At 70.7% G+C, this 22,571-nt stretch carries 29 protein-coding genes; 9 read left to right on the plus strand and 20 right to left on the minus strand.

Annotated features, from left to right (window positions below):
• Positions 1–29: 29 nt before the first annotated feature.
• The 9 genes from ACZ48Y_RS08530 to amrS are packed head-to-tail and all read right to left on the minus strand — an operon-like array spanning position 30 to position 6,340.
• On the minus strand, positions 30–689 hold the full coding sequence (locus tag ACZ48Y_RS08530) for an SDR family NAD(P)-dependent oxidoreductase (protein WP_464740355.1): 660 nt from the start codon (positions 687–689) through the stop codon (positions 30–32).
• Positions 686–1,558, minus strand: coding sequence for an NAD(P)-dependent oxidoreductase (locus tag ACZ48Y_RS08535; protein ID WP_464740357.1), 873 nt, complete (start codon positions 1,556–1,558; stop codon positions 686–688). The genes ACZ48Y_RS08530 and ACZ48Y_RS08535 overlap by 4 nt, the downstream gene beginning before the upstream one ends.
• 22 nt (positions 1,559–1,580) lie before the next feature.
• A complete protein-coding gene (locus ACZ48Y_RS08540; protein WP_464740359.1) occupies positions 1,581–1,931 on the minus strand; it encodes a DUF3054 domain-containing protein in 351 nt (116 codons plus the stop codon).
• Complete coding sequence (gene lipA / locus ACZ48Y_RS08545; RefSeq protein ID WP_464740361.1) at positions 1,928–2,851, minus strand: lipoyl synthase; 924 nt, start codon at positions 2,849–2,851, stop codon at positions 1,928–1,930. Before lipA ends, ACZ48Y_RS08540 begins: the two co-directional genes overlap by 4 nt.
• Positions 2,802–3,467 (minus strand): lipoyl(octanoyl) transferase LipB, encoded by a 666-nt coding sequence (gene lipB, locus ACZ48Y_RS08550; RefSeq protein ID WP_464740363.1) that lies wholly within the window; start codon positions 3,465–3,467, stop codon positions 2,802–2,804. Before lipB ends, lipA begins: the two co-directional genes overlap by 50 nt.
• Before the next feature lie 4 nt (positions 3,468–3,471).
• Positions 3,472–3,876, minus strand: coding sequence for a hypothetical protein (locus ACZ48Y_RS08555; protein WP_464740365.1), 405 nt, complete (start codon positions 3,874–3,876; stop codon positions 3,472–3,474).
• A 9-nt stretch (positions 3,877–3,885) separates the two neighbouring features.
• Positions 3,886–4,461 carry an AmmeMemoRadiSam system protein A gene (gene amrA / locus ACZ48Y_RS08560; RefSeq protein ID WP_464740367.1) on the minus strand — a complete coding sequence of 192 codons (576 nt, stop codon included), beginning with the start codon at positions 4,459–4,461 and terminating at the stop codon, positions 3,886–3,888.
• A gap of 9 nt (positions 4,462–4,470) precedes the next feature.
• Positions 4,471–5,250, minus strand: a complete 780-nt coding sequence (gene amrB / locus ACZ48Y_RS08565; RefSeq protein WP_464740369.1) for an AmmeMemoRadiSam system protein B — start codon at positions 5,248–5,250, stop codon at positions 4,471–4,473.
• The gene (amrS, locus tag ACZ48Y_RS08570; RefSeq protein ID WP_464740371.1) at positions 5,240–6,340 is read right to left on the minus strand and encodes an AmmeMemoRadiSam system radical SAM enzyme; all 1,101 of its coding nucleotides are present in this window, start codon (positions 6,338–6,340) and stop codon (positions 5,240–5,242) included. The genes amrB and amrS overlap by 11 nt, the downstream gene beginning before the upstream one ends.
• 83 nt (positions 6,341–6,423) lie before the next feature.
• Here amrS and ACZ48Y_RS08575 point away from each other — a divergent pair, with 83 nt between their 5' ends.
• Together ACZ48Y_RS08575 and ACZ48Y_RS08580 are read left to right on the plus strand one after the other, a co-directional pair.
• Positions 6,424–6,930 (plus strand): DUF84 family protein, encoded by a 507-nt coding sequence (locus tag ACZ48Y_RS08575; RefSeq protein ID WP_464740373.1) that lies wholly within the window; start codon positions 6,424–6,426, stop codon positions 6,928–6,930.
• A gap of 194 nt (positions 6,931–7,124) precedes the next feature.
• Positions 7,125–8,309, plus strand: coding sequence for an MFS transporter (locus tag ACZ48Y_RS08580; protein WP_464740375.1), 1,185 nt, complete (start codon positions 7,125–7,127; stop codon positions 8,307–8,309).
• On the opposite strand, the gene moaA is transcribed toward ACZ48Y_RS08580, so the two are convergent.
• Positions 8,306–9,280 (minus strand): GTP 3',8-cyclase MoaA, encoded by a 975-nt coding sequence (gene moaA, locus ACZ48Y_RS08585; protein WP_464740377.1) that lies wholly within the window; start codon positions 9,278–9,280, stop codon positions 8,306–8,308. The genes ACZ48Y_RS08580 and moaA overlap by 4 nt on opposite strands.
• Positions 9,281–9,379: 99 nt before the next feature.
• On the opposite strand from moaA, the gene ACZ48Y_RS08590 reads away from it, so the two are divergent.
• A complete protein-coding gene (locus ACZ48Y_RS08590) occupies positions 9,380–10,210 on the plus strand; it encodes a bifunctional DNA primase/polymerase (RefSeq protein WP_464740379.1) in 831 nt (276 codons plus the stop codon).
• Here the strand turns inward: ACZ48Y_RS08590 and ACZ48Y_RS08595 are convergent.
• Genes ACZ48Y_RS08595 through ACZ48Y_RS08605 form a run of 3 tightly spaced genes read right to left on the minus strand, consistent with a single transcriptional unit; the run spans position 10,207 to position 12,472 of the window.
• The gene (locus ACZ48Y_RS08595) at positions 10,207–10,689 is read right to left on the minus strand and encodes a PaaI family thioesterase (RefSeq protein WP_464740381.1); all 483 of its coding nucleotides are present in this window, start codon (positions 10,687–10,689) and stop codon (positions 10,207–10,209) included. The genes ACZ48Y_RS08590 and ACZ48Y_RS08595 overlap by 4 nt on opposite strands.
• A complete protein-coding gene (locus ACZ48Y_RS08600; protein ID WP_464740383.1) occupies positions 10,686–11,855 on the minus strand; it encodes an acyl-CoA dehydrogenase family protein in 1,170 nt (389 codons plus the stop codon). The genes ACZ48Y_RS08595 and ACZ48Y_RS08600 overlap by 4 nt, the downstream gene beginning before the upstream one ends.
• Positions 11,856–11,887: 32 nt before the next feature.
• A complete protein-coding gene (locus ACZ48Y_RS08605) occupies positions 11,888–12,472 on the minus strand; it encodes a translin family protein (RefSeq protein ID WP_464740385.1) in 585 nt (194 codons plus the stop codon).
• 81 nt (positions 12,473–12,553) lie between these two features.
• Between ACZ48Y_RS08605 and ACZ48Y_RS08610 the strand changes: the two genes are divergently transcribed.
• The 6 genes from ACZ48Y_RS08610 (at position 12,554) to ACZ48Y_RS08635 (ending at position 16,920) form a co-directional block, all read left to right on the plus strand.
• Positions 12,554–12,925, plus strand: a complete 372-nt coding sequence (locus tag ACZ48Y_RS08610) for a S1 RNA-binding domain-containing protein (RefSeq protein WP_464740387.1) — start codon at positions 12,554–12,556, stop codon at positions 12,923–12,925.
• 85 nt (positions 12,926–13,010) lie between these two features.
• The gene (locus ACZ48Y_RS08615; protein ID WP_464740389.1) at positions 13,011–13,844 is read left to right on the plus strand and encodes an ABC transporter substrate-binding protein; all 834 of its coding nucleotides are present in this window, start codon (positions 13,011–13,013) and stop codon (positions 13,842–13,844) included.
• Positions 13,841–14,476, plus strand: coding sequence for an ABC transporter permease (locus ACZ48Y_RS08620; protein ID WP_464740391.1), 636 nt, complete (start codon positions 13,841–13,843; stop codon positions 14,474–14,476). The genes ACZ48Y_RS08615 and ACZ48Y_RS08620 overlap by 4 nt, the downstream gene beginning before the upstream one ends.
• Positions 14,473–15,147 carry an ATP-binding cassette domain-containing protein gene (locus ACZ48Y_RS08625; protein WP_464740393.1) on the plus strand — a complete coding sequence of 225 codons (675 nt, stop codon included), beginning with the start codon at positions 14,473–14,475 and terminating at the stop codon, positions 15,145–15,147. Before ACZ48Y_RS08620 ends, ACZ48Y_RS08625 begins: the two co-directional genes overlap by 4 nt.
• Before the next feature lie 19 nt (positions 15,148–15,166).
• Positions 15,167–15,793: a CBS and ACT domain-containing protein gene (locus ACZ48Y_RS08630; protein WP_464740395.1), complete on the plus strand. Its 627-nt coding sequence runs from the start codon at positions 15,167–15,169 to the stop codon at positions 15,791–15,793.
• The gene (locus tag ACZ48Y_RS08635) at positions 15,781–16,920 is read left to right on the plus strand and encodes an acetoin utilization protein AcuC (protein WP_464740397.1); all 1,140 of its coding nucleotides are present in this window, start codon (positions 15,781–15,783) and stop codon (positions 16,918–16,920) included. The genes ACZ48Y_RS08630 and ACZ48Y_RS08635 overlap by 13 nt, the downstream gene beginning before the upstream one ends.
• Here the strand turns inward: ACZ48Y_RS08635 and ACZ48Y_RS08640 are convergent.
• The 7 genes from ACZ48Y_RS08640 to ACZ48Y_RS08670 are packed head-to-tail and all read right to left on the minus strand — an operon-like array spanning position 16,892 to position 22,571.
• Positions 16,892–18,001: an AI-2E family transporter gene (locus ACZ48Y_RS08640; protein WP_464740399.1), complete on the minus strand. Its 1,110-nt coding sequence runs from the start codon at positions 17,999–18,001 to the stop codon at positions 16,892–16,894. The genes ACZ48Y_RS08635 and ACZ48Y_RS08640 overlap by 29 nt on opposite strands.
• A complete protein-coding gene (locus ACZ48Y_RS08645) occupies positions 17,998–18,741 on the minus strand; it encodes a M23 family metallopeptidase (protein ID WP_464740401.1) in 744 nt (247 codons plus the stop codon). The genes ACZ48Y_RS08640 and ACZ48Y_RS08645 overlap by 4 nt, the downstream gene beginning before the upstream one ends.
• Before the next feature lie 31 nt (positions 18,742–18,772).
• The gene (locus ACZ48Y_RS08650; protein ID WP_464740403.1) at positions 18,773–19,555 is read right to left on the minus strand and encodes a chlorite dismutase family protein; all 783 of its coding nucleotides are present in this window, start codon (positions 19,553–19,555) and stop codon (positions 18,773–18,775) included.
• 31 nt (positions 19,556–19,586) lie between these two features.
• Positions 19,587–20,243, minus strand: a complete 657-nt coding sequence (locus ACZ48Y_RS08655; protein ID WP_464740405.1) for a hypothetical protein — start codon at positions 20,241–20,243, stop codon at positions 19,587–19,589.
• Positions 20,236–21,492, minus strand: coding sequence for a sensor histidine kinase (locus ACZ48Y_RS08660; protein WP_464740407.1), 1,257 nt, complete (start codon positions 21,490–21,492; stop codon positions 20,236–20,238). Before ACZ48Y_RS08660 ends, ACZ48Y_RS08655 begins: the two co-directional genes overlap by 8 nt.
• Positions 21,489–22,148 carry a response regulator transcription factor gene (locus tag ACZ48Y_RS08665; protein WP_464740409.1) on the minus strand — a complete coding sequence of 220 codons (660 nt, stop codon included), beginning with the start codon at positions 22,146–22,148 and terminating at the stop codon, positions 21,489–21,491. Before ACZ48Y_RS08665 ends, ACZ48Y_RS08660 begins: the two co-directional genes overlap by 4 nt.
• Before the next feature lie 12 nt (positions 22,149–22,160).
• The gene (locus ACZ48Y_RS08670; protein ID WP_464740411.1) at positions 22,161–22,571 is read right to left on the minus strand and encodes a hypothetical protein; all 411 of its coding nucleotides are present in this window, start codon (positions 22,569–22,571) and stop codon (positions 22,161–22,163) included.

Here is a 22,571-nt window from a genome sequence, read left to right on the forward strand (position 1 = left end):
CCAAGATCACGGGGTTTGGCAAGCGCCGTCTAGGCCGGGGGATAGACCGGGAGCTCGCGGAGCCGCCCGCCCTCGAGGGTCAGGCCGAGCCGGGTGGCGGCGAAGAGGGCCTCCGGCCGGATCCAGCGGGTGACGTCGGCGTCGGGCATCGCGGCGCGGTTCTTGGGGGTGTCGATCACCCCCATCGGCACCAGGGCCAAGGTGCGAAGCTCGGGCGCCTCCTCGGCGAGGCTCCTTAAGAAGACCAGGACCCCGGCCTTGGCCGCCGCGTAGGCCGCCATTCGGGGCCCGCTTCCGCGCCAGGCGGGGGCCGCGGCCACGCCCAGGAACGCCCCCCCTTTGGCCCTCAGGTCGGGGACGAAGGCCCGGGCGAGGTGCATCAGGCCCAGCAGGTTGGCCTCGAGCATCCGAGCGAAGGTCTCCGGCGGGGTGGCCTCGACCGGGCCCGCGGCGAAGGCCCCGGCGAGGTCGAGGACCGCGTCCGGCGTCCCGGCCCAGGCCTTCAGCGCCGTGACCTCGTCCCAGCGGGCCAGGTCCGCGGCCATGAAGGGCAGGCCGAAGGCTTCGGCGCGGGCCTTGAGGGGCTCGGGGCGGCGCCCGGTGAGCCAGACCTCGTCCCCCTGCTCCAGAAAGCCGCGGATGAAGGTCTCGGCGAGGTCCCCGGCGGCCCCGGCGATGAGCACCCTCATCGGATCTCCCCCCGACCCCAGCGCTCGATCAGCTTGACCGCCTCGACGTGGTCCGCGTCCTCCCCGAGCTCGTTCTTGGCGATCTCATAGAGCTCGCGGGTGAGGTGGAAGAGCGGGGCGGGGACGCGGGCCCCCTCGACGACCTTGTTGCCGATGCGCACGTCCTTGGCCAGGAGCCCCAGCTTGAAGGTGAGGGGGAAGCTGCGGTCCAGGACCCGCTCGGGGATCAGCGCCTCGGTGGCGAAGCTCCGCCCGGAGCTCTGGTTGATGACCTCGAGCGCCACATTGGGGGAGACCCCCTCCTTGGCCAGGGCCAAAAGCCCCTCGGCGGCGGCGAGCAGGTTGGTGGCGAGAAGGGTGTTGTTCACCGCCTTGACCGCGTGCCCGGCCCCCACCGGGCCCACGTGCACGATGCGCCGTCCCACCGCCTCGAGGAGCGGGCGGACCTTCTCAAGGGCGGCCGCGTCCCCGCCGACCATGATGGTCAGCGTCCCGGCCTCGGCGCCCGCGGTGCCCCCGGAGACCGGGGCGTCGAGGAAGGTCACCCCCGTTTCCGAGAGCCGTGCGGCGATGGCCCGGCTCTTTTCCGGCTCGCCGGAGGTGCAGTCGATCCAGATCGTGCCCGGCGAGAGGCGGGGCAGGAGCGCCTCGACGACCGCCGCGACCTCGTCGGAGGTGGGCAGGCAGGAGAAGATCACCTCCGCTTCGGCGACCGCTTCAAGGTCGACCGCGCGGGTGCCGAAGGCCTCGGCGTGGCGCTCGGCCTTCTCCCGGGTGCGGTTGTGGACCAAGACCTCGTGCCCCGCGGCCTTGAGGTGTTTCGCCATGGGGTAGCCCATGGCCCCGAGTCCGATCCAGGCAACCTTCATGCGCCCTCCCGTCTTGCTGATTCTAACCGCGCTGGCGCAGCTCGCCGCCCAGCCAGCGCAAAAGGAGCAGGTAGGGCAGGCTGAAGGCCAGGCTGGTCAGGAAGAAGACCGCGCGGCGGGCGTCCAGGGGCTCGGCGTAGGCGATGAGGCGAACGGCCACCCCCACCGGGATCGCCACCGCCCAGGTCAGGAGCAGGGGGCCCGCCCCCGGGTTCCGCCAGGCGCCGGTGAAGGGGGCGATCAACACCCAGGCCAGCCAGAAGGGCCAGACCGCGCGGAAGACCTCCCCCAGGGGCAGGGCGTGGGTGTGGGCCCAGACCCCGGTGGCGGCGAAGAGAAAGAGGGCCAGGAGGTCGAGGAGCGCGCGCCTCACTCCTGGGCCTCCAAGAAGACCCGCTCGGCGCGGTAGGACGAGCGCACCAAAGGACCGGAAAAGACCTCCAGGAAGCCAGCCTCGTACCCCCAGTCGCGGTACTTCTCGAAGTCCTCGGGGGGGACGTAGCGGGCGACGGGGAGGTGGTGCTTGGTCGGGCGGAGGTACTGGCCGAGGGTGAGGATGTCCACCCCGGCGGCGCGGAGGTCCCGCATCGCCTCCCGGAGCTCGGCCTCGGTCTCCCCCAGGCCCAGCATCAGGCTGGACTTGGTGAGGACCTTGAGCCCGTTCTCCCGCACGAAGGCCTTGGCGAAGGCCAGGACCTCGAGGCTCTGGTCGTAGGTGGCGCGGGGGTCGCGCACCCTGGGGGTGAGGCGGCGCACCGTCTCCAGGTTGTGGGCGAAGACGTCGAGCCCGGCGGTGAGCACGGTGCGCACCGCGTCGCGGTCGCCCTGGAAGTCGGGGGTGAGGGCCTCGACCCGGGTCTCCGGCGTGCGTCGCTTGATCGCCCGGATGGTGCGGGCGAAGTGGGCCGCGCCGCCGTCCGGGAGGTCGTCGCGGTCGACGCTGGTCAGGACCACGTAGCCGAGGCCCAGCGTGGCCACCGCCTCGGCGACCTTCTCGGGCTCGGTGGGGTCCAGCCGCCCCTCGGGGTTGCCGGTGTGCACCGCGCAGAACTTGCAGGCCCGGGTGCAGACCTCCCCCATCAGCATCACCGTCATCGTGCCGTGCCCCCAGCACTCGCCGAGGTTGGGGCAGAGCGCCTCCTGGCAGACCGTGGCCAGGCCCAGCGACTTGACCAGGGTCTGCAGCCGGGCCACGGTCTGGCCGGTGGGCAGCCCGACCTTCAGCCAGTCCGGCTTCTTGCGGTCAACCGGTTCGGGGCGCTTGCGCTTGATGCCCCGCTCCACGTACTTCACCAAAGACCTCCTTCATGGCCCGCACCACGCGGGCCTTGACCTCGTCCATCGCCAGGGGACGGCCGAGGAGCCGTGCGAGGCTGGTCACCCCCTTGTCGCGGAGGCCGCAGGGGATGATCAGGCCGAAGTCCTCGAGGCGGGTGTTGACGTTGAGGGCGAAGCCGTGCAGGGCCACCCCCTCCTTGACCGCGACCCCGAAGGCGGCGAGCTTGTCCTCCCCCACCCAGACCCCGGCGTAGCCGGGGGTGGCGTAGGCCTCGATCCCGTAGCTGGCGGCGACCTTGAGGATCACCGCCTCCAGCCGGCGCAGAAAGTCGCGGACCCGGCGCTCGACGGGGAAGATCGGGTAGCCGACGAGCTGGCCGGGGCCGTGGTAGGTCACGTCCCCCCCGCGCTCGACCCAGTGGACCTCGATGCCCTGCTTTTGGTACCAGGCCTCGGGGAAGAGCAGGTTTTCGCCGGTGGCCTTGCGGCCCAGGGTGATGACCCGGGGGTGCTCGACCAAGAGCAGCGTCGGGGGGCGCGTTCCTCGCGCCACCTCGCCGTGAATCCGGTGCTGGAGGGCCCAGGCCTCCTTGTAGGGCATCCGGCCCAGGTCGATGACCGCGAAGTCCACGGGTTCAGTTTAGCAAGGGGGCCTCGCCCGCGGCCTTCTTGCGGAAGGCGTTGAGGGCCTTGGCCAGCGCCTGGGGGGGCCTGCCGTAGCCCTCGGGGAGGATTTCTTCCCGCCCCTGGTGGACGAAGGCCACCGCCCGGCTCAACACGAACGGGCCGACGCGCACCGGGCGGACGTAGAACCGCCCCACCTCGTGCCAGAAAAAGCGGCGCTCCTTGAAGAGCAGGCGAAAGCGAAAGCCCTCCTCGTCGAGGTGGAGGGCAAAGCGCTCGGGCAACAGGAGCCGGGCGCCGAAGTAGAGCGCCAGGGGAAGGGCCAAGAGGGCGTTGCCCGCCATGCCCAGGAGGGCGGCAGCGAACAGCCCGAGGTAGTGCTTCACCGGGTTGGGGTCGAGCCGGGCCCTGGGCACGTCTCCAGTCTAGGAGGCCTTGGTGAGGTCTTCTTCGGTAAAGGCCTCGGCGGTGTAGACCCGCACCCGGGTGCGGGGGTCCTCGTAGACCGAGGGGTCGAGGCCCGCCTTGGCCGCGAGGCTCTCCAGGAAGCGGTCCTTATCCGGCAGGGTCTCCCAGACCTCGGGCAGGTAGGTGGCCCGGCCCAGGGGGTGTTCCAGGATCAGCCCCAGGTCCGGTCCGACCTTGGCCTTGAGGTCCTCGTAGCCGGAAAAGGGGAGCGGCGTCGGCGGGCTGAGGACGCTGACCTCGAGCGCGGTCTCCGGCCATTCTTCGGGGGTGAGCGGGGGAAAGCGGGGGTCGCGGAACGCGGCGGCGATGGCGTTGGCGTAGGTGTCGAGAATCAGCGGGCGGTAGGGCTCGACCGAGCCGATGCAGCCGCGAAGGGCCCCGCCCTTGCGCAGGGTGACGAAGGCCGCGCCGTCCTCGGCCAGCCGCCCGGCGTAAAGCCGCGGGTCCGGCGGCGCGATCCGGCCGGCGAAGGCGTCCTCGATGGCCTGGCGTGCGGTCTTGAGCAGGGTGCGTTTTTCGCGATCGCTTAGCATCTCGCCTCCTCAGCGGTAGCGCAGCGCGGCGTAGCCCACGACACGGCTCTTCTCCCCGGAGGTGTCGCCGCTGGTCGCGTAGGCCAACAGCTCGGGGCGCCAGCCGGCTTCGGCGGCGATCCAGGTCAGCGCCGCCCAGGGGTGCCGGCCGCAGGCCTCGCTGTTCAGGACCCCGGGCGCGTCGAGGGCCAGCGCCCGGGCCAGGGTCTCGCGGTCGATCCGCCGCGCCACCTCGTCGGGGTGGTAGTGGGAGAGGTCGGTGGAGACCACGATCAGGTCCCCGGGGGCGAGCGTCTCGGCGATCAGCGGCGCGGCGGCGATGGGGTCGGTGAGGCCGAAGAGCAAGGGGACCAGGGTGAACTCGCCGAGTACGACCTGCAGGAAGGGGAGCTCGACCTCGAGGCTGTGCTCGGGGAGGTGGGGCTCGGCGAGGTCGTTGAACGGGCCGCCCAGCGCGAGCAGCCTGGCCACCCGGTCCAGGTCCACCGGCACCTCGCCGAGGGGGGTCTCCCAGACGGTGAAGGGGCCGGTGGAGATGCCCTCGAAGGCGACGTAGTGGGCAGGACCCATCAGGTAGACGGTGGGCGCTTGGCCGCGGTAGGGGGCGAGGGCCTTGAAGCTGTGGCCGGCCACCGGCCCGGAGTAGACGTAGCCGGCGTGGGGGGCGACGACCGCGTGCAGCGGGGCGGGGCTGACCTCGGCGGCCTCTAGAAATCCCTCGACCATGCGAAAGAGGGCCTCCGGGGCGGAGGGGTAGAACGCGCCGGCGACCGCGGGCTTACGCCGCATCCTCGGCCTCCTTCGTCCAGTGCCAGACCCCGGGGATCTTCCGCCCGCAGCGGGGGCAGACCCCGGGTTCCTTCCACATCGGCTGGACCCGGTAGACGTCGCGGTAGATGAGGAGCTCGCCGCAGTCCGGGCAGTAGGTGGACTCGTGCTCGGGGTCGCGGATGTTGCCCAGGTAGACAAACTTCAGCCCCTCCTCCTTGGCGATCTCGTAGGCCTTGAGGAGGACCGTCCTCGGCGTGTACGCGAGGTCTTGCATCTTGTAGTCGGGGTGGGCGGCGGTGAGGTGCCAGGGGATCTCGGGGTTGACCGAGGCCAAGAACCGGGCCATGCCCCGGATCTCCTCCTCGGAGTCGTTGTAGCCGTGGAGGAGGAGGGTGGTGACCTCCATCCAGATCTTCCCCCACGTCTCGGTGCCCAAGAACTCGATGTTCTCCAGGACCGGCTTCAGCCGGGCGCCGGTGATCTTGCGGTAGAAGGCTTCGGTGAAGCCCTTGAGGTCCAGGTTGACCGCGTCCAGGACGGGCTCGATGTAGTTCCAGGCCTGCTTGGTCTCGAAGCCCGAGGAGACGAAGACGTTCTTCATCCCCTCGGCCTTGGCGATCTCCGCGATGTCGTGGGCGTACTCCGCCCAGACCACCGGCTCGTTGTAGGTGTAGGCCAAAAGCCGCACCCCGAGCTTGCGGGCGGTGTCCACCACCCGGTCCGGGGGCCAGTCCTCGCCGATGTAGCGGTCGGTCTTCCCGGTGGCGAAGTCCACCTTGAAGTCGCGGAACTGGCTGATCTGCCAGTTCTGGCAGAACTGGCAAAAGAGGTTGCAGCCGACGGTCCCCATCGACAGGATGGGCTCGCCGGGGTGGAAGTGGAAGAGCGGCTTCTTCTCCACCGGGTCGACGTGCATCGCGGCGATCTTGCCGTAGGTGACCAGGTAGAGCTTGCCCTCGTGGTTGCGGCGCACGCCGCACTTGCCGACCCCTTGCGGGGGAATCGCGCACCAGTGGTGGCAGGCGGTGCACTGGACCCAGCCCTTGGGCAGGGGCCGGTAGAGGTCGCACTCGCGCAGGCTTGGCGCGACGGTTGGGGAATGGGCCATGGGGTTACCTCCTTTAGTTAACAATTCTTTGCTCACATTTTATCACCAACGGGCTTTGCGCTCAAAGGGGCTAAGCTGTGGGGGTGCGCGTGGGTCTGGGCAGCGAGAACCCGATCAAGCGGGCCGCGCTGGAAGCGGTCCTGGCCGCGCTGGGGCTTTCGGCCGAGGTCCGGGCGGTCCCGGTGCCGGGAGCGCCGGCGCAGCCTTTGAGCGAGGAGGCGACCGAGGAGGGGGCGGCGTTTCGGGCCTGGCAGGCAAGAAGGGCCACCGGCGCCGACTGGGGCGTGGGGCTCGAGGGCGGGGTGGACCTGGCGCGGGGCTGGTTGACGATGTACGCCGCGCTGACCGACGGCGACGCGCTCTTTTTGGCGCGCGGGCCCGGGCTGCCCCTCCCGGAGGAGGCCCGGCTAGCCCTGCGCCAGGGGCGGACGCTGGGGGACTGGCTTAGGGAACGCTACGGCCCCGAGGCGCAAGCGCTCGGGGCCATCGGGACCTTGAGCGGCGGCCTGCTCGACCGCCAGGCGGCCTTCGAGGCGGCGTTGCGCCTGGCCTTCGGCCAGGCCCTCAGGGCTGGGGCGCTTTCCCGGTGAGGGGCCAGCCCCTGGCCGTCGCGCCTGATTCGCTCGAGGTGGGTGACGGGCTTTGGGTTGCCGCTGACCGCCTCATGGTCCACGATGCACCCGGCCACGGCGCCTGTGTTTGCCTGTGTTCAGTTGAATACGCTTAGGTCTTATTAGCGTGTGAATATGTTTTAAAAATTTAAAGAACGCGGTAGACTGATCCCATGTCGCCGATGGCGCTGCTCTTTATCACGCTCTTTAACAGCATCCTGGGGCTTTCCATCCTCTTCCCGATCATCGGTCCCCTGGCCCGGGAGCTGGGGCTGACCGAGTTCCAGACCGGGCTCTTTTCCACCGCCTACGCCTTCATGCAGTTCCTGATGAGTCCCTACTGGGGGCGGATGTCCGAGCGCTGGGGGCGCAAGCCGGTCTTGCTCCTCGGCATCCTGGGCTTTGGCACCTCGTTCTTCCTCTTCGCCCTGGTCGCCCAGCTCAGGCTTATGGGAATGATCGGGGTGGGGCTGACGTTTTGGCTCTTGCTCGCGACCCGTCTGCTTGGCGGGGCCCTCTCCTCGGCGACGCTGCCCACCGCCCAGGCCTACGTCGCGGACATCACCGGCCGCGCCGACCGCACCGCGGGGATGGCCCTGATCGGGGCGGCCTTCGGCCTGGGGGTGATCCTGGGGCCGGGGATCGGCGGGGTCCTGGCCAAGGCCCACCTCCTGGCCCCGGTCTACTTCTCCGCCGGCCTGGCCTTTTTGAACGCGCTCTTCGTCTGGTTCGCCCTGCCCGAGCCCAAGCGCCACGTCCACGCCGGGCCGCTGCCGGTGTTGCGGCCCAGCGACCCCCGGGTCTGGCCCCTCCTCCTCGCCGGGTTCGCGATTTCCTTGGCCTCGGTGGCGATGGAGACCACGGTGGCCTTCTACTTCCAGGACGTTTTGCGGCTCGACGCCAAGGCGACCGCCGCGGCGGTCGCCACCGCGCTGGTGATCTACGGAATCGTCGCGGTCTTCGTGCAGGGGTTTTTGGTGCGCCGCTTCAAGTGGCCGCCCAAGGCGCTGCTCGACATCGGGCTCCCCCTGGCCTTCTTGGGGTACGCGCTCTTCGTCGTGGCCCGCGCCTTCTGGGGGCTGGCCTCGGCGCTCACGTTGCAGGGCGCGGGCCAGGGCCTGGCCGCGCCCGGGGTGACCGCGGGCCTCTCCCTGGCGGTGGGGGAGAACGAGCAGGGGGCGGTCGCCGGGCTGAACAGCTCGGCCCAGGCGCTGGGGCGGATGCTGGGGCCGATCGTGGGCACCGGCCTCTACGATGCCCTGAGCCCCCAGGCCCCCTACGTCTTCAGCGCGGCCTTGATCCTCTTGGTCTGGGTCTTCCTGCGCACCCCGCGGGCGCGCGCCGCGCTCGGCTCCTAGCCGCCGATCCCCAGCATCACCCGCTGCCGCTTGGTGGGCAGGGTGTTGCCGAAGGCCGGCTTGCGGTCGGTGGCGATCAGGATCGCGTCGACCAGGGCCTCGACCGGCCGGGGGTCGGAGAAGGCCCAGGCGATGTCGATCTCGAGCTCGGTCAAAAGGCAAGGCCTGAGCTTCTTGTCCGAGGTCAGGCGCAGCCGCGAGCAGTTCGAGCAAAACGGCTCGCTGACCGGGTTGATGAAGCCCACCGTGCCCATCGCGCCGGGGATCTTGAAGACCCGGGCGGGGGAGCTGGGGTCGGTCTCGACCGGGCTCAAGGGGCCGAAGCGCTCCTCGATCATGCGCCGGATCTCCGCCCCGGAGACGAACTGGCGCTTGTACTCCTCAAAGGGCGCGTTGTTCAGGTGCATGTACTCGATGTAGCGCATGTGCAAGGGCTCGTTGAGGGTGAGCTCGGCGAGGGGGACGACCTCGCCGTCGTTCATCCCCCGGATCACCACCGCGTTGAGCTTGACCGGGTGCAGCCCGGCCTCCATCGCCGCGTAGATCCCCTCCCAGACCTCCTCGACCTTCCCCCCGCGGGTGATCTTCCGGAAGACCTCGGGGTCGCGGGCATCGATCGAGATGTTGACCCGGGTGAGGCCGGCCTCGAGCAGGTCCGGCAGGCGCTTTTTCAACGCGGTGGCGTTGGTGGTGATGGCCACGTCCTCGACCCCCGCGGCCCGGGCAGCGGCGATCATCTGGGGCAGCTCCTTGCGCACCAATGGCTCGCCACCGGTAAAGCGCACGCTCTCCACCCCGAGCAGCACCCCCGCCTCGATGAAGTGCTGGACGTCCTCGACGGTCACCGTTCCCGGGGGATCGGTCATCTCCATCCCCAGGGGGTGGCAGTAGAGGCAGTGGTAGTTGCACCTCGGGGTGACCGAGATGCGGAGGTCCTTGATGACGCGGCCGTAGCGATCGGTGAGCTTCATAACCCCTCCCCAGCGTGTTGCACAGTATAACCACACGCCACCGTTGGCGATCGTGGGCTGGCCCACCCGCCGTGCCTTGTCAGGTGGTAACCTGAGGCGATGCCGCACCCCCCGGCCCTGGCCGCCGCCCTCCGCTACGCCGCGTTGGGCTATCCGGTGCTGCCCCTCTGGCCCGGGGCTAAGCGCCCCCACGGCCGGCTCGTGCCCCACGGGCTGAAGGAGGCGAGCACCGACCCCGAGACCCTCTTGGCCTGGTGGCGGGCGGACCCCCGGGCCGGGGTGGGGATCCTGCCCCCGCCAGGGGTCCTGGTCTTGGACCTCGACGCCCCCGAGGTCTGGGAGGGGTTGCAGGCGGCCTTCCCCGAGCTCTCCCAGACCCCGCGCCAGCGCACCCCGCGCGGCGGGGTGCACCTCTTTTTGGCCCTGGCCCCGGGGCAGGGCGAGGGGCTTTCGGTAACCGCCGGGGCCCTGCCCGGGGTGGACCTCCGCGGGCTCGGCCGGGCCTACCTGGTGGCCGCGCCGACCCGGCTCGCGCGGGGCGGCTACCGCTGGGAGGTGCCGCTCGTCTCCCCGGAGCGGCTCCCCCGGCTGCCCCGGGCGCTCGACGCCGCCCTCCGGCCCCCACCGCCCCCACCGCAGCCCCGGCCACCCGTCGTTTCGGCCTCGCCGGAGCGCCTCCAGGCCCGCCTCAGGCGCTACGCCGAGCGGGTCGCGGCGGCGCCGGTGGGGCGCCGGCACACCACCCTGATCCGCTACGCCCGGGCGGCCGGCGGCCTGATCCCCTACGGGCTCGACCCCCTCGAGGCCGAGGCGGTGCTGGTCGCCGCCGCGATCAGCGCTGGGCTGCCCGAGCAGGAGGTCCGCTCAGCCGCGCGCTGGGGGCTTTCGGTGGGGCGGCTGGCGCCGCTGCCGCTGGGCCGGCGGGGCTAGCCGCGGGCCTTTTCCGCCATCGTCTCGGGGAGGAGGACCAGCACCGCGCGGCCCCGCGCGGTCTCCTCGTCCCCGGCCAAGAGGCGGCTTTCGACCACGACCTTGTGGTCCTTGACCTCGACGGCCCGCCCCCGCACGCAGAGCTCGGGCCCGAGGGGGGTGGGCTTGAGGTAGTCGACCTCGAGCCGCGCGGTGACGAAGCGCGGGGCCTCGCCCTCGCCGGGCGTTCGGCCCTCGGCGAGCATCTTGAAGATCGCCGCCGAGCCCGAGGAGTGGCAGTCGATCAGGCTGGCGATCAACCCCCCGTAGACGAAGCCGGGGATCGCGGTGTGCTCGGGCCGGGGACGGTAGCAGGTGACGGTCTCGCCGGTGCCTTCGTCGTAGGCGGTCTTGAAGTGGTGGCCCTTGGGGTTCTTGTAGCCGCAGCCGTAGCAGTGGGCGAAGTCCTCGGGGTAGGTGTCCTGAATGTAGATCGTCATAAGGCCTCCAGGAGCTTTTTGCTGATTACCAGCCGCAGGATCTCGCTGGTGCCCTCGCCGATCTCCATCAGCCGCACGTCCCGCCAGTAGCGCTGGGCGGGGTAGTCCATCATGTAGCCGTAGCCGCCGAGGATCTGGATGGCGGCGTCGGCGGCGCGGGTCGCGGCCTCGCTGGCGAAGAGCTTGGCCTGGGCGGCGGCCATCGTGTAGGGCCGGCCGGCGTCCTTGAGCGCCGCCGCCTTCAGGTAGAGGAGGCGGGCGGCCTCGAGCTCGGTGGCCATGTCCGCGAGCTTGAACGAGACCCCTTCGAAGGCCGCGATCGGTTTGCCAAAGGCCTCGCGCTCGGTGCTGTAGCGGGCGGCGAGGTCCAGCGCGGCCCGGCCCAGCCCCACGCTGATCGCGGCGATCCCCACGCGGCCCCCGTCCAGGACCCGGAGCACGTCGTAAAAACCCTTCCCCCGCGTGCCCAGGAGGGCGTCCTTCGGAAGTTCCAGGCCGTCGAAGACGAGCTGGGCGGTGTCCGAGGCGCGAAGCCCCAGCTTGTCCTCCTTGCGGCCGATGGCAAAGCCCTGCCCGGGCGCGGGCCGCTCGAAGACGAAGGCGCTGATCCCCAGGTGGCGCTTGCCCTCGGGGGCGGGGTCGGTGCGGGCCATGACCACGTAGGCCCCGGCGACCGAGCCCTGGGTGATGAACTGCTTGGTGCCAAAGAGCCGCCAGCCGGAGGGGGTGGCCTCGGCCCGGGTCTTGAGCCCGGCGGCGTCCGAGCCGGCGCCGGGTTCGGTCAGCCCCCAGGCCCCAAGCCACTCGCCGGAGGCCAGCTTGGGCAAGAAGCGGGCCTTTTGCGCCTCATTTCCGGCGAGGAGGACGTGGCCGGTGGCCAGCGAGTTGTGGCTGGCCACGGTCAGGGCCAGCGCGCCGTCGGCGTAGCCGACCTCCTCCAAAAGGCGCATCGCGGTCGTCGCCGGCAGGCCCAGGCCGCCGTAGGCCTCGGGCACCATCAGGCCGAACAGGCCCAGCTCGGCGACCTCCTTGACCAGGTCGTGGGGGAAGGTGCCGCGCCGGTCGCGCTCGTCGGCGCCGGGGATGACCTTTTCCTTCATGAACGAGGCGACCGCTTGGATCAGCTCGGCCTCGTCCGGGGTCGGCTCGAACCAGGGGGCAGTCATGCCCCCAATATAACGGCTTTTCTCCGGCCGGGCTAAACCCGTCTCATATGGGCCAGGAAGAGGAACTCCTCGAGCTTTTTCAGCACGTCGGAAAGGTAATCGAGCTTGCGCCGGAGGTCGAAGCGCTTGAGGTCCAGCTCAAGCCCCAGGAAGTAGACCGTCCAAAGGGTCTCCCGGGTGCGCTCGGCGAAGGCCAGGTCGCCCTTGATCATGCGCTCGCTGGCGGCGCGAAGGAGCTCACCCCCGGCGTCGAAGAGGCCGTGCAGGAAGGTGGGCAGGGGGAGGGCCAGGGGGAGCTCGTCGGGGCCGGGAAGCTCTCCTGAGAAGACGTAGCGCACCACCACCTCGGCCTCCACCGCCTCCCCCAGGGCGACCCAAAAGAGCTCTTCGCCAAAGAGCGCGGGCTCGGCGTTGAGCCGTTCCCATAGGGTTCGGGCCGCGTCCCAGGTCTCGTCGCGCCGGGCCTGTGCGGCCGCCGGGTCCTCCCGGATCGCGGCGTAGATCGCCGCTTTCGAGGCCTTGATCGCGGTTCGCGCCAGCTCGATCGCTTCGTCGCGGCGGGCTTCCAGGGCCTCGAGGCGGGCCTTGAGGGTGGCCTTGGCGTCGGCGAGCGGCATGGCCCCATTGTGCTATAGTGGACGCGTCGTGAGGAAACAACCCACCGCACAACCCCACCCCTTCATGGAGGGGCAGTAGGCATGGTCGAGGCCGGCGAGATCGTCAAGGGCAAGGTCACCCGGATCATGGATTTCGGGGCCTTCGTCCAGCTGGAAAACGGCGAGAGCGGCCTGGTGCACATCAGCCAGATCGCCCACGAGTACGTCAAGCACGTCGAGGACTTCCTCACCGAAGGCCAGGAGGTCGAGGTGATGGTGCTCGGGCGCGACGCCAAGGGCCGGCTGGACCTCTCGATCAAGGAACTCAAGCCCAAGCCGGTGGCCCCGCCGCGCCCGCGGCGGCTTCCCCGGCAGGCCCCGGACTTCGAGAACAAGCTGAAGAGCTTCCTCAAGAGCTCCGGGAGCCTGGACGAGGGCGGCAAGAAAAAGGGGAGGGGCCGGAAAAAGCGCTAGGCGCGTCAGCCTGCCCCGCCGGTCCGAGGGCCGGCGGGGTTGTTTTTGAAACCGTGTAGCATGAAGCTGCAATACGGAGGTGTGGATGAGGTGGCTTCGCTATGTCCTCTTGGCGCTAACCCTTGGGGCGCTTTCGCCGGCCTTGGCGGCGCGGGCGCTGGTGCTGGCGACGACGACCAGCGTGCACGACTCCGGGCTTTTGGACCCGATCCTGCCCGGCTTCACCGAGGCGACCGGGATCCCGGTCCGGGTGATCGCGGTGGGCACCGGCCAGGCCCTGGCGATCGCCGGCCGCGGCGACGCGGACGCGGTCCTGGTGCACGCCCCGGCGCTTGAGGCCCGCTTCCTCGCCGAGGGCAAGGGGGTGGACCACGCCTGCCTGGCGAAGAACCGCTTCCTCATCGTGGGCCCGCCCGACGATCCCGCCGGGGTGCGCTGGGAAACCAACGTGTTGAACGCGTTTCGGAAGATCTACCTGAAGGGCGCCCGCTTCGTCTCCCGCGGCGACAACTCGGGGACCCACGTCAAGGAGCTCAGCCTCTGGAAGGCCGCCGGCCTCGCGCCCCAGGGGAAGCCCTGGTACCTGGAGTCGGGCTCGGGGATGGGGGCGACGCTGACCCTCGCCAGCGAGAAGGGGGCCTACACCCTCACCGACCTCGGCACCTACCTCTTCACCAAGACCCGGTTGGCCCTGGTGCCGCTCTTCGACCGCGACGACCCGCGGATGCTCAACCAGTACAGCTTCATGGCGGTCAACCCCAAGCGGTTTCCCTGGGTGAAGTACCGCGAGGCCCGAAGGCTCCGGGCCTACCTCCTCCGTCCCGACGTCCAGGCGAAGATCGGGGCCTACCAGCGGGACCGCTTTGGCCGCAGCCTCTTCACGCCCCTCGTTGGTCAGTGTGCCATTCCGGTCCGGTGAACGAGGTCCTCGAGATCACCCTGCGCAGCCTCGTCGTCAGCGGCGCGGCCACCCTGATCGCGGCGCTCTTCGGCCTGCCCCTCGGCCTCTGGCTGGGGGCCCGGGGCCCGGGACGGCTGGCCCAGAGCCTGCTCTACGCGGGGATGGGCCTGCCCCCGGTGGTGGTGGGGCTCTTCTTCTACTTCCTCTTCTCGCGTAGCGGCCCCCTGGGCTCGCTCGGCCTGCTCTACACCCTGCCCGCGGTGGCGATCGCCGAGAGCGTCCTGGCCTTCCCGCTCATCGCCGGGTTCACCATGGCCGGGGTGGCGAGCCGCGCCGAGGGGGTGAGGCGGCTGGTGAGGAGCCTCGGGGGGAGCGAGCTCCAGGCGTTTTGGACCCTGCTCGTGGAGAGCCGCCGGGTGGTGGTGGCCGCGCTCGCCGCCGGGTTCGGGGCGGTGATCAGCGAGGTGGGGGCGGTGACCATCGTCGGCGGCGACATCCGCCACGTCACCCGGGTGCTGACCACTGCGGTGGTGATCGAGACCCGAAAGGGGGAGCTGGCCCAGGCGGCGGTGCTGGGGCTCTTGCTCCTCGGGGTCACCCTGTTGATCAGCGCGATCCTGGTCGTCTTCGGGGATAGGGAGCGGGCGTGATCGAGGCCGAGGGGCTGGTGCGGGCGTATCCGGGGTTTCGCCTCGAGGTCCCTGTGCTCTCGGTCCTGCCCGGGGAGGTGCTGGCCCTGATCGGCCCCTCGGGGTCGGGAAAGAGCACCCTGCTCCGGCTGCTCGCCGGGCTCGAGGCCTTGGACGCGGGGCGGGTGCGCCGCCAGGGGCAGGCCGTCTACCTCGACCAGGAGCCCTACGTGCTCGAGCGCTCGGTCTTGGAGAACGCGGCCTTCGGCCTCCGCCTCAAGGGGGTGCCCGGGCCCAAGGCCCGGGCCCGGGCCCGGGCCTGGCTTTCCCGGGTGGGGCTTGTTGACCTCGCCGACCGCCCGGCAAGGCGGCTCTCCGGTGGTGAGAAGGTGCGCCTGGCCCTGGCCCGGGCGCTGGCGATCGGCCCCGCGACGCTGCTCTTAGACGAGCCCACGGCCAACCTGGACCCGGGCAACGTGGCCCGCATCGAGGCCTTGATCCGGGCCGAGCGGGCCGCAGGCCGGGCGGTGCTCTTGGTCACCCACAACCTCTTTCAGGCCCGGCGGCTCGCCGACCGGGCGGCGTTCTTGCTCGAGGGCCGGCTGGTCGAGCAGGGACCGGCCCAGACGTTCTTCGAAGCCCCCCGGGATCCCCGCACCCGCGCCTTCCTCGCGGGAGAGATGGTCTGGTAGCGGGGCTAAGATAGGGGCAATGCTCGTTCGCGACGTGATGAAGCGTCCGGTGATCACGATCCACCCGGACGCCACCTTGAAGGAGGCCCACGAGCGCATGTGGGCCGAAGGCATCCGCCACCTCCCGGTGGTGGAGGACGGCCGGCTGGTGGGGATCATCACCGACCGCGACATCCGCCTGGCGACCAGCACGCTGCGCAAGGAACCCCTGCCCTGCGACGCGCCGGTGCGCGCGGCGATGAAGACCCCGGTCCTCACCGCCGACCCCCTGGACCCGGTCGAGGACGCGGCGCGGGTGATGCGCGAGGAGAAGATCGGCTCCCTGCCGGTGGTCGAGGGCAAGCAGGTGGTGGGGATCCTCACCGGCATCGACCTCCTGGACGCGCTGATCGTGCTCACCGGGGCCACCCGCCCCGCGGGGCGCATCGAGGTCGCCCTTCCCGACCGCCCCGGGGAGCTGGCCCGGCTCACCGGCTTCTTCGCCGAGCGGGGGGTGAACATCCACTCGGTCCTCAGCTACCCCGCGGAGGACAAGGTGCGCAACGTCTTGCGCGTCGAAACCCTCGAGGTCCGCCCCCTCGCCGACGCGCTCCGGGCGGCCGGGTTTGAGGTGATCTGGCCACCCGAAAAGCCATGGTCCAGGTGATCTACGCCCCCGCCTACCGGCGCTACGACTTCGGGCCGGAGCACCCCTTTAGCCCCTTGCGGCTGGAGATGCTCGAGGACCTGCTCAAGGCCCTCGGGGTCTGGGTGCCCCCCGTCGTTCCCGAGCCCGCGCCCCGGGAGGTGCTGCGCTGGGCGCACGCCGAGCGCTACCTGCGCCGGGTGGAGGCGGCGAGCCGGGGGGAGGCGGTCCGGGACCTCGCCGAGTTCGGTCTGGGGACCGCGGACACCCCGGTCTTTCCCGGCATGGACGAGGCCGCCCGCTGGCTGGTTGGCGGCACCCTGAAGGCGGTGCAGCTCGCCGCCCAGGGCACGCCGGCGCTGCAGCTCGGCGGGGGGCTGCACCACGCCCAGTACGACCGGGCGGCGGGGTTTTGCGTCTACAACGACCTCGCGGTCGCGATTCGCTGGGCCCTGGACCGGGGCCTGCGGGTGGCCTACGTGGACATCGACGTGCACCACGGGGACGGGGTGCAGTGGATCTTCTACGACGAGCCCCGGGTGCTCACCCTGAGCCTGCACGAGAGCGGACGCTACCTCTTTCCCGGGACCGGCCACCTGCACGAGCTGGGCCGGGGGGAGGCCCACGGGACCAAGCTCAACCTTCCGCTCGAGCCCTTCACCGAGGACGAAAGCTGGATCGAGGTCTTCGAGCGGGTGGTCCCGGTCGCGCTGGCCCGCTTTCGGCCGGACCTGATCCTGGTCCAAAGCGGCGCCGACGCCCACTTCCTGGACCCCTTGGCGGACCTCTTGCTGACCAGCCGGGCCTACGTTCACGCCTTCTCCCGCCTCCTCGAGCTGGCCCGGGACCTCGCCGGGGGGCGGGTGGCCTTCACCCTCGGCGGCGGCTACGCGCTCGACGCCACGCCGCGGGTCTGGGCGATCCTTTACCACCTGCTCTTGGGAAGGCCCCTCCCCGAGGCCCTGCCCGAGGACTGGCGCGAACGCTGGGAGGCGCGGCTCGGAACCCCCCTTACCCCGACCCTCCAGGATGCGCCGCGGCGCTTCGACGTGCCCCGGCGGGAGGCGATCGCCGCCCAGAACCGGCGCACCGCCGAGCGGCTCTTGGCGATCTTCGAGGCTAACCTTCCTGATAGAAGCGGCTCTTGACGTAGTAGTCGGTGGCCAAAAGCTTGAGGAGGGCGGCGGTGGGCACCGCGAGGAGTGCCCCCCAGAGGCCGTAGAGGGTGCCGCCCAGGAGGATCGCGAAGATCACGCTGACCGGGTGCAGCTCGGTGGTCCGGGAGAGGATCATTGGGGAGTAGAGGTTAGCCTCGAGCTGGTTTTCCACCACGAAGACCAGGACCGCAAGGCCCACCGTGACCCAGCCCTTGGTGGCCGCGATCAGCACCGCGAGCAAGAGCGAGACCAGCCCCCCGAGGTAGGGGACGAGGTTGAAAAGCCCCCCGATCAACCCCAGCGCCGGGGCCATCGGCACCCCCACCAGGGCGTAGCCCACCCCCAGGGTGAGGCCGGCGAGCAGGGCCACGAGCAGCTGGCCCCGCAGGTAGCCGCCGACCGCCCGGTCCACCTTGGCCGCGAGCTCGCGCAACAAGGGCTGGTAGGGCCGGGGGGCGAGGCTCAGGAAGGTCTGGCCGACGCGCTCGAAGTCGAGCATCAGGTAGGCGGCGATGATCAGGGCCAAGAAGACCTGAAAGAGCCCGCCCAAGAACCCGGAGAGGCCCTGCAGGAGGCCGGCGCCCCCGGCGAGGAGGGCGTTCAGGCCCTGGAGCAGGGTGTTGGAGAAGTTCTGTAAGAGCGTGCCCAGGTCCTGGCTGAGGACCTCGCCGACCTGGCCCAGGTCCGAGCCCACGCCCAGCCGGACGAGGAGGGCGTCGAGCCAGTTGAGCGCCGCCCGGGCCCAGCCCAGCGCCCGCTCGGCGGCCTCGGGGATGCGCGCGGAAAAGCGCGCCAGCTCCGCGGCGGCGTCGTAGAGCAGGACCGAGGCCGCGGCGGAGAAGAGAAACCCCAAGAGGTAGATCAGCAGCACCCCCAGCCAGCGGGGCAGGCCGTACCGAGCCAGCCGCCGCAAGAGCGGCTGGACCAGGTAGGCCAGGGCGTAGGCCAGACCGAAGACCACGAGCACCTGGCTCGCCGCCTGGGCCAGGCGGAAGAGCAGGTAGAAAAGCCCCAGGTAGACGCCGACGCGCACGTAGGGGTTCTTCCAGACCTCGAGGAACGCTTCCCTCATGGGACCTCCGGTAAGAGCGCGAAGAAGCGTTTGGCGGCCTCGCGCACCTTCTCCGGCGGCAGGCCTTTGCCGAAGTAGTCGCTGGCCTGGACCTCTCCCGACCAGAGCTCGAAGAGCAGCCGGGCCCCGGCCCGGCTGCGCTCGGCCTCGTAGCTGGTGCCGGAGTTACCGACGTTGCCGATCCAGTCGCCGCGGTGCACCGTGGCCCCCACCTGCACGTGGGGGGCGATCTGGCTCAGGTGGCCGTAGACGCTGGTGCGGCCGTCGGCGTGGCGGATCCAGACCTCGCGGCCGCGCAGCGCGTCCATCGCCGCCAGGTCCGCCCCCTCCCGGACCCGTTCCAGCAGGGCGTTGAAGGCCTCGGGGTCCAGCGGCCGGTAGTCGCGGTCGGCCTTGATCACCTCGCCATCCGCCGCGGCGATGACCCCGGTGCCGTAGACCACCGGGACGCAGGCGTCGTCCCCGGTGAAGACGAAGCCGTAGGAGACCCCCTTGCGGTAGGCGCGCGGTGCGCCCGGCAGATGGTTGGGGGCTTTGGGGACGCAGGCCCCGGGCAGCGGGAGGACGTAGGGAAGGGTGCGGGTCGGGGGCTCGGCCGGGGCCTTTGCGGGGGCCGCGCCGACCACCGCCTTGGTGGCGAGCTCGGCCAGGCGGCGTTCGCTCTGCCGCCAGGCCAGGGTGACGACGAACGCGTAGAGCAGCGCCGCGCCAAGGAGGTACCAGCCGGGCTTGATCCGCATGGCGCTATTCTTGCACGCCGCGGCGCTCGGGCTAGGCCAGGTCGTCCATGATCGCCTCGATGTCCTTCTTCTTGCAGGTGAACATCGGGGTGTCGCGGAGGGTGTAGAGGCTGGCCTCGGTAAAGCGCAGGCGATGCACCAGGTCCACGAACTCCTGGGGGTAATCGGCGTCGAAGGCGACGACGAACTCCTGGTCGTCGATGCCGTAGGAGTAGCTGGTGTTGAGGCGTACCCCGGTGAAGGGGGCGGAGACGTAGATGTGCTCGTCCATCATCCCCTGGCGGGTATGGGGGGTGAGCTTGTACCACTCGCGTTTTTTGACGAAGGGGTAGACGAAGAGGTACTTGCCCTCTCCGGGACGGACCTCGACGCCCTCGCCCTCGGGGTTGTAGCGGTCGACGTAGATCGAGCGCTTTTGCATCGAGAGGAAGTTGTAGGGCTGGGTGAGGTAGCCCATCAGGACGGTCTTGTTCAGGGCCGCTTGCATCTCCTGGAAGCGTTCGGGGTTGAACGCGATGCGCCAGAGCATGAAGTCCACGTCGGCACGGAAGCCGACCAGCGAGTAGCTGCGCAGGATGACGTCGTCGCGCTCGGCCCAGGCTTTGACGACCCCGGCGAACTCCGCCTTGGCGGCGGCCTTTTCCTCGGCGGGGAGGCGGCGGAAGGCGGGGTCGAGCTTGAAGAAGGCGTAGTTCAAGAACTGCCGTCGCGCCCGGTCCGGGGCTTTCTTCAGCACCAGCCCCGCGGGATCGATGTCGAACATGCGCCGGGTTGGGGCCTCCTTGTACGCGCGGATCTCGGGTGGCTTCCTCATACACCGATAACTCTATCGGATTTTGCGGCCATTAGGGGCAGTCGTCGAGGCGCTCGAGCCCGGTCCACCGCACCGTCCCCTGAAGATAGAGCCCCTGCCAGGCCCAGCGGCCCGGCGACGGCGGGAGGAGCGTGGGGCGCAGGGCCTCGGGAAGCCAGTCGAGGTCGCCCGGGTAGCAGGCGATCACCCGCACCCGCGGGCCTCGGTCGATCGGCTGGCTGCGCCAGGGATGCCCGTCCGCGTACCAGACCCGGGCCCATTCACCGCCGTCCAGGGGCCCCTCGACCAGGGCCCAGGACCGGGGGGCGAGGACGCGCACCCTGGACGCGATCAACCGCCCGTCCTCGACCCTGCCGGTGACCTCCAGGCGCATCCCCGGGGTGAGGTAGGGGAGGATCGGAAGCTCGCCCTCGACCTCCCAGCTGCCCACCAGGAGGCGCGTTCCCGCAAGCCGCACCCGGCCGTAGACGACGAAGGCCTCGTCGTAATCCGGAGCCTTGGGCTTGGGGGGCTTGGGTCGGCGCGTTTCGTTCTCGTGGTGCGTTCGGTCCTCGTCGCGGTCCTCGTGATCGTCGTCGCCGTCGTGATCCATGGACTGCACGCGCGGGGCCCTGGTGGCCAGGGCGCCCAGGGGTGGCAGGGCCAGGCCGTGGGCCAGGAGCAAGAGGACCAGCAGCCAGCTACGCATCCTCGACCTCGACAGGACGCAGCCAGAGCTCGGCGATCAGGCCCGGGTGCGCGGCCGCCAGGTGCAGCCGTCCGCGCATCGCCTTGGCGGCGTGGGCGGCCAGGGCGAGGCCCAGGCCGGTTCCCGGGAGCCGGTGCTGCGCGCGGAAGAAGGGCTCGGTCAAGCGCGGGAGGAGGTCCCTGGGCACCCCCGGGCCGCGGTCCCGCACCCCGACGCGCACCCAGTCCCCTTCGCGGCGGGCGTAGAGGGTGATCGGTCCCGGGGCGTACTTGAGGGCGTTGTCCAGCAGGTTGTCGAGGGCCTCGACGAGCAACGCCTCGTCGCCCTCGACGTAGCGCGCTGGGTCCTCGATGTCCAGCGTGATGCGCGATCGCTCCGTTTCGGAGCGGCGGGCCAGGAGGCCTGCGAAGAGCGCCTGCAGGTCCAGGGGCTCGAGGCGCGCCTCGGGGGTGCGGCTCAGCGTGAGCAGGCCTTCGAGGATCATCCGCATGCGTTGAATGGCCCGGCGGGCCTCGGCCAGGGCCGACCCTTGGTCGACGAGGCCGGCCTCGAGGGCCTCGATCTGGGCCTGGAGGGTGGCCAGGGGATTCCTGAGCTCGTGGGAGGCGTAGCGGGTAAAGGCGCGCTCGCGCTCGAGGGCGGCGCGCACCGCGTGGACCATGCGGTTGAAGCTTCGCGAAAGCTCGGCGAGCTCGTCGTGGCCCTGGGGCTCGGGGACGGGGCTTGGAAACTCGATCCTAGAAAGGCGCCGGGTGGCCCGGGTGAGGTGCGCCAGGGGGGTGGTGATGCGGTGGGCAAACAGGTAGCCGATCCCCGCGGCGAGCAGGAGGATCGGGGGCAGGCTGAGGAGGCCGGTACGGAGCTGGGTGGAGAGCGCCCGGCGGTATTCGCCGATGTAGCTGTAGACGTGCAGGGTCAGGCCTTGCTCGAGGGGGCGTTGGGCCTCGGTCCAGTCCGGTGCCGGAGCGTTTGGAAGGATGCCGGCCTCGAGGTAGACGCGCCCGTCCTTCTCGATCCGAAACCCCAGGGTGCCGCTCTCGTCGAGCCAGGCCAGCCGCCCCGCCAGGCGGGGGCGGCCATCCTCGATCGTGATCTCCGCGAGGATGCTCGCGATGGCCCGCTGGAGATCGCGCCGGATGTCGCGGGCGACGAGCTCGGAAAAGCTCACGTACCCCACCCAAAGGTGCAGCGCGGCGGTGGCCGCGGCGATCAGCGCGGTGCCCAGGGCCACCCGCCAGCGCAGGCTCACGCGACCCCCAGCCGGTACCCACCCGGGGCCGTGACCACCACCTCCGGCCCCAGCTTCTTGCGCAACCGGTGGATGTAGACGCGCACGATGCGCAGACCGCTGTTGGCCTCGGGAAAGAGGGCGTCGAGGAGCTCTTCGGGGGAGAAGACGCGCCCCGGGTGCAGGGCCAGGCGCTCGATCAGGGCGAACTCCCGGGGCGTCAGGCGCACCTCTTCTCCTTGCCAGAAGACCCGCCTGGCGACCAGGTCCAGCGTCAGCGGGCCGTACTGGATGCGGCTTTGGCGTGCTTCGCCGACCCGTCTGAGGAGGGCCCGGACGCGCGCGGCATACTCCTCCAAGGAAAAGGGCTTGACCAGGTAGTCGTCCCCGCCCACGTCGAGCCCCGCAACGCGATCGGCGACCGCGTCCCGGGCGCTCACGAAGAGGATCGGCCCCCTGTAGCCGGTGGCCCGCAGCTGCTCGGCGAAGCGAAACCCCGCGTCCTCCCCCTCGGGCAGCATCACGTCGAGGGAGACGAGGTCGGGCTCGGCCTCGACGTACGCGGCCCAGGCCTCCTCGAGCGAGCCCGCCTCGCGCACCTCGTGGCCCTGGCGGGCCAAGAGCGCCGCCAGGGGTTGACGCAGCCCGACCTCGTCCTCGATCAAGAGCACCCGCATGCTGGCTTTAGGCTAGCCCTTCTCGGTTAACCGGCGGTAAAAGGGGTCGCCGAGGTCGCGCTCGGCCAGGAGCGCCAGCCCGGCCAGTCCGGCGAGGCCGGTGAGGCCCAGGGGCGCCAGGGGGGGCGGGGTGATTGGTAGCGCGGGCCCGGCCTCCTCGGGCTCGAGGTGATGGGCCACCCCGACGAGTCCGGAAAGCGCCACCCCAACGAGGAGTAAAAGCGCGACCATGGCGGCCCGATTCGAGCGGAGCAATAGGCCGATGCCCACCGCCAGGAGCCCGACCAGCGCGCTCCCCACCGCGATCAGCTGTTCCCCCCGGGTGTGGCCGACCAGGAGGAGTTCGGCCAGAAAGAGCAGAAAGCCGACGCCGGAAAACGCCAGCACCAGGACGGGAAGCCGGTCCCTAAGGAAGGCGGCCAC

The organism is Rhabdothermus arcticus (assembly GCF_055382915.1).

Excerpts from the sequence above, each read along its gene's own strand:
- ACZ48Y_RS08605 (WP_464740385.1), bottom strand. The coding sequence starts at position 12,472 with ATGCCGCTCGCCGACGCCAAGGCCACCCTCAAGGCCCGCCTCGAGGCC.
- ACZ48Y_RS08640 (WP_464740399.1), bottom strand. The coding sequence starts at position 18,001 with ATGAGGGAAGCGTTCCTCGAGGTCTGGAAGAACCCCTACGTGCGCGTC.
- amrB (WP_464740369.1), bottom strand. The coding sequence starts at position 5,250 with ATGCGGCGTAAGCCCGCGGTCGCCGGCGCGTTCTACCCCTCCGCCCCG.
- ACZ48Y_RS08615 (WP_464740389.1), top strand. The coding sequence starts at position 13,011 with ATGAGGTGGCTTCGCTATGTCCTCTTGGCGCTAACCCTTGGGGCGCTT.
- ACZ48Y_RS08630 (WP_464740395.1), top strand. The coding sequence starts at position 15,167 with ATGCTCGTTCGCGACGTGATGAAGCGTCCGGTGATCACGATCCACCCG.
- moaA (WP_464740377.1), bottom strand. The coding sequence starts at position 9,280 with ATGAAGCTCACCGATCGCTACGGCCGCGTCATCAAGGACCTCCGCATC.
- ACZ48Y_RS08610 (WP_464740387.1), top strand. The coding sequence starts at position 12,554 with ATGGTCGAGGCCGGCGAGATCGTCAAGGGCAAGGTCACCCGGATCATG.
- ACZ48Y_RS08580 (WP_464740375.1), top strand. The coding sequence starts at position 7,125 with ATGTCGCCGATGGCGCTGCTCTTTATCACGCTCTTTAACAGCATCCTG.
- ACZ48Y_RS08600 (WP_464740383.1), bottom strand. The coding sequence starts at position 11,855 with ATGACTGCCCCCTGGTTCGAGCCGACCCCGGACGAGGCCGAGCTGATC.
- ACZ48Y_RS08635 (WP_464740397.1), top strand. The coding sequence starts at position 15,781 with ATGGTCCAGGTGATCTACGCCCCCGCCTACCGGCGCTACGACTTCGGG.
- amrA (WP_464740367.1), bottom strand. The coding sequence starts at position 4,461 with ATGCTAAGCGATCGCGAAAAACGCACCCTGCTCAAGACCGCACGCCAG.
- ACZ48Y_RS08590 (WP_464740379.1), top strand. The coding sequence starts at position 9,380 with ATGCCGCACCCCCCGGCCCTGGCCGCCGCCCTCCGCTACGCCGCGTTG.
- ACZ48Y_RS08530 (WP_464740355.1), bottom strand. The coding sequence starts at position 689 with ATGAGGGTGCTCATCGCCGGGGCCGCCGGGGACCTCGCCGAGACCTTC.
- amrS (WP_464740371.1), bottom strand. The coding sequence starts at position 6,340 with ATGGCCCATTCCCCAACCGTCGCGCCAAGCCTGCGCGAGTGCGACCTC.
- ACZ48Y_RS08645 (WP_464740401.1), bottom strand. The coding sequence starts at position 18,741 with ATGCGGATCAAGCCCGGCTGGTACCTCCTTGGCGCGGCGCTGCTCTAC.
- ACZ48Y_RS08650 (WP_464740403.1), bottom strand. The coding sequence starts at position 19,555 with ATGAGGAAGCCACCCGAGATCCGCGCGTACAAGGAGGCCCCAACCCGG.
- ACZ48Y_RS08655 (WP_464740405.1), bottom strand. The coding sequence starts at position 20,243 with ATGCGTAGCTGGCTGCTGGTCCTCTTGCTCCTGGCCCACGGCCTGGCC.
- ACZ48Y_RS08535 (WP_464740357.1), bottom strand. The coding sequence starts at position 1,558 with ATGAAGGTTGCCTGGATCGGACTCGGGGCCATGGGCTACCCCATGGCG.
- ACZ48Y_RS08665 (WP_464740409.1), bottom strand. The coding sequence starts at position 22,148 with ATGCGGGTGCTCTTGATCGAGGACGAGGTCGGGCTGCGTCAACCCCTG.
- ACZ48Y_RS08595 (WP_464740381.1), bottom strand. The coding sequence starts at position 10,689 with ATGACGATCTACATTCAGGACACCTACCCCGAGGACTTCGCCCACTGC.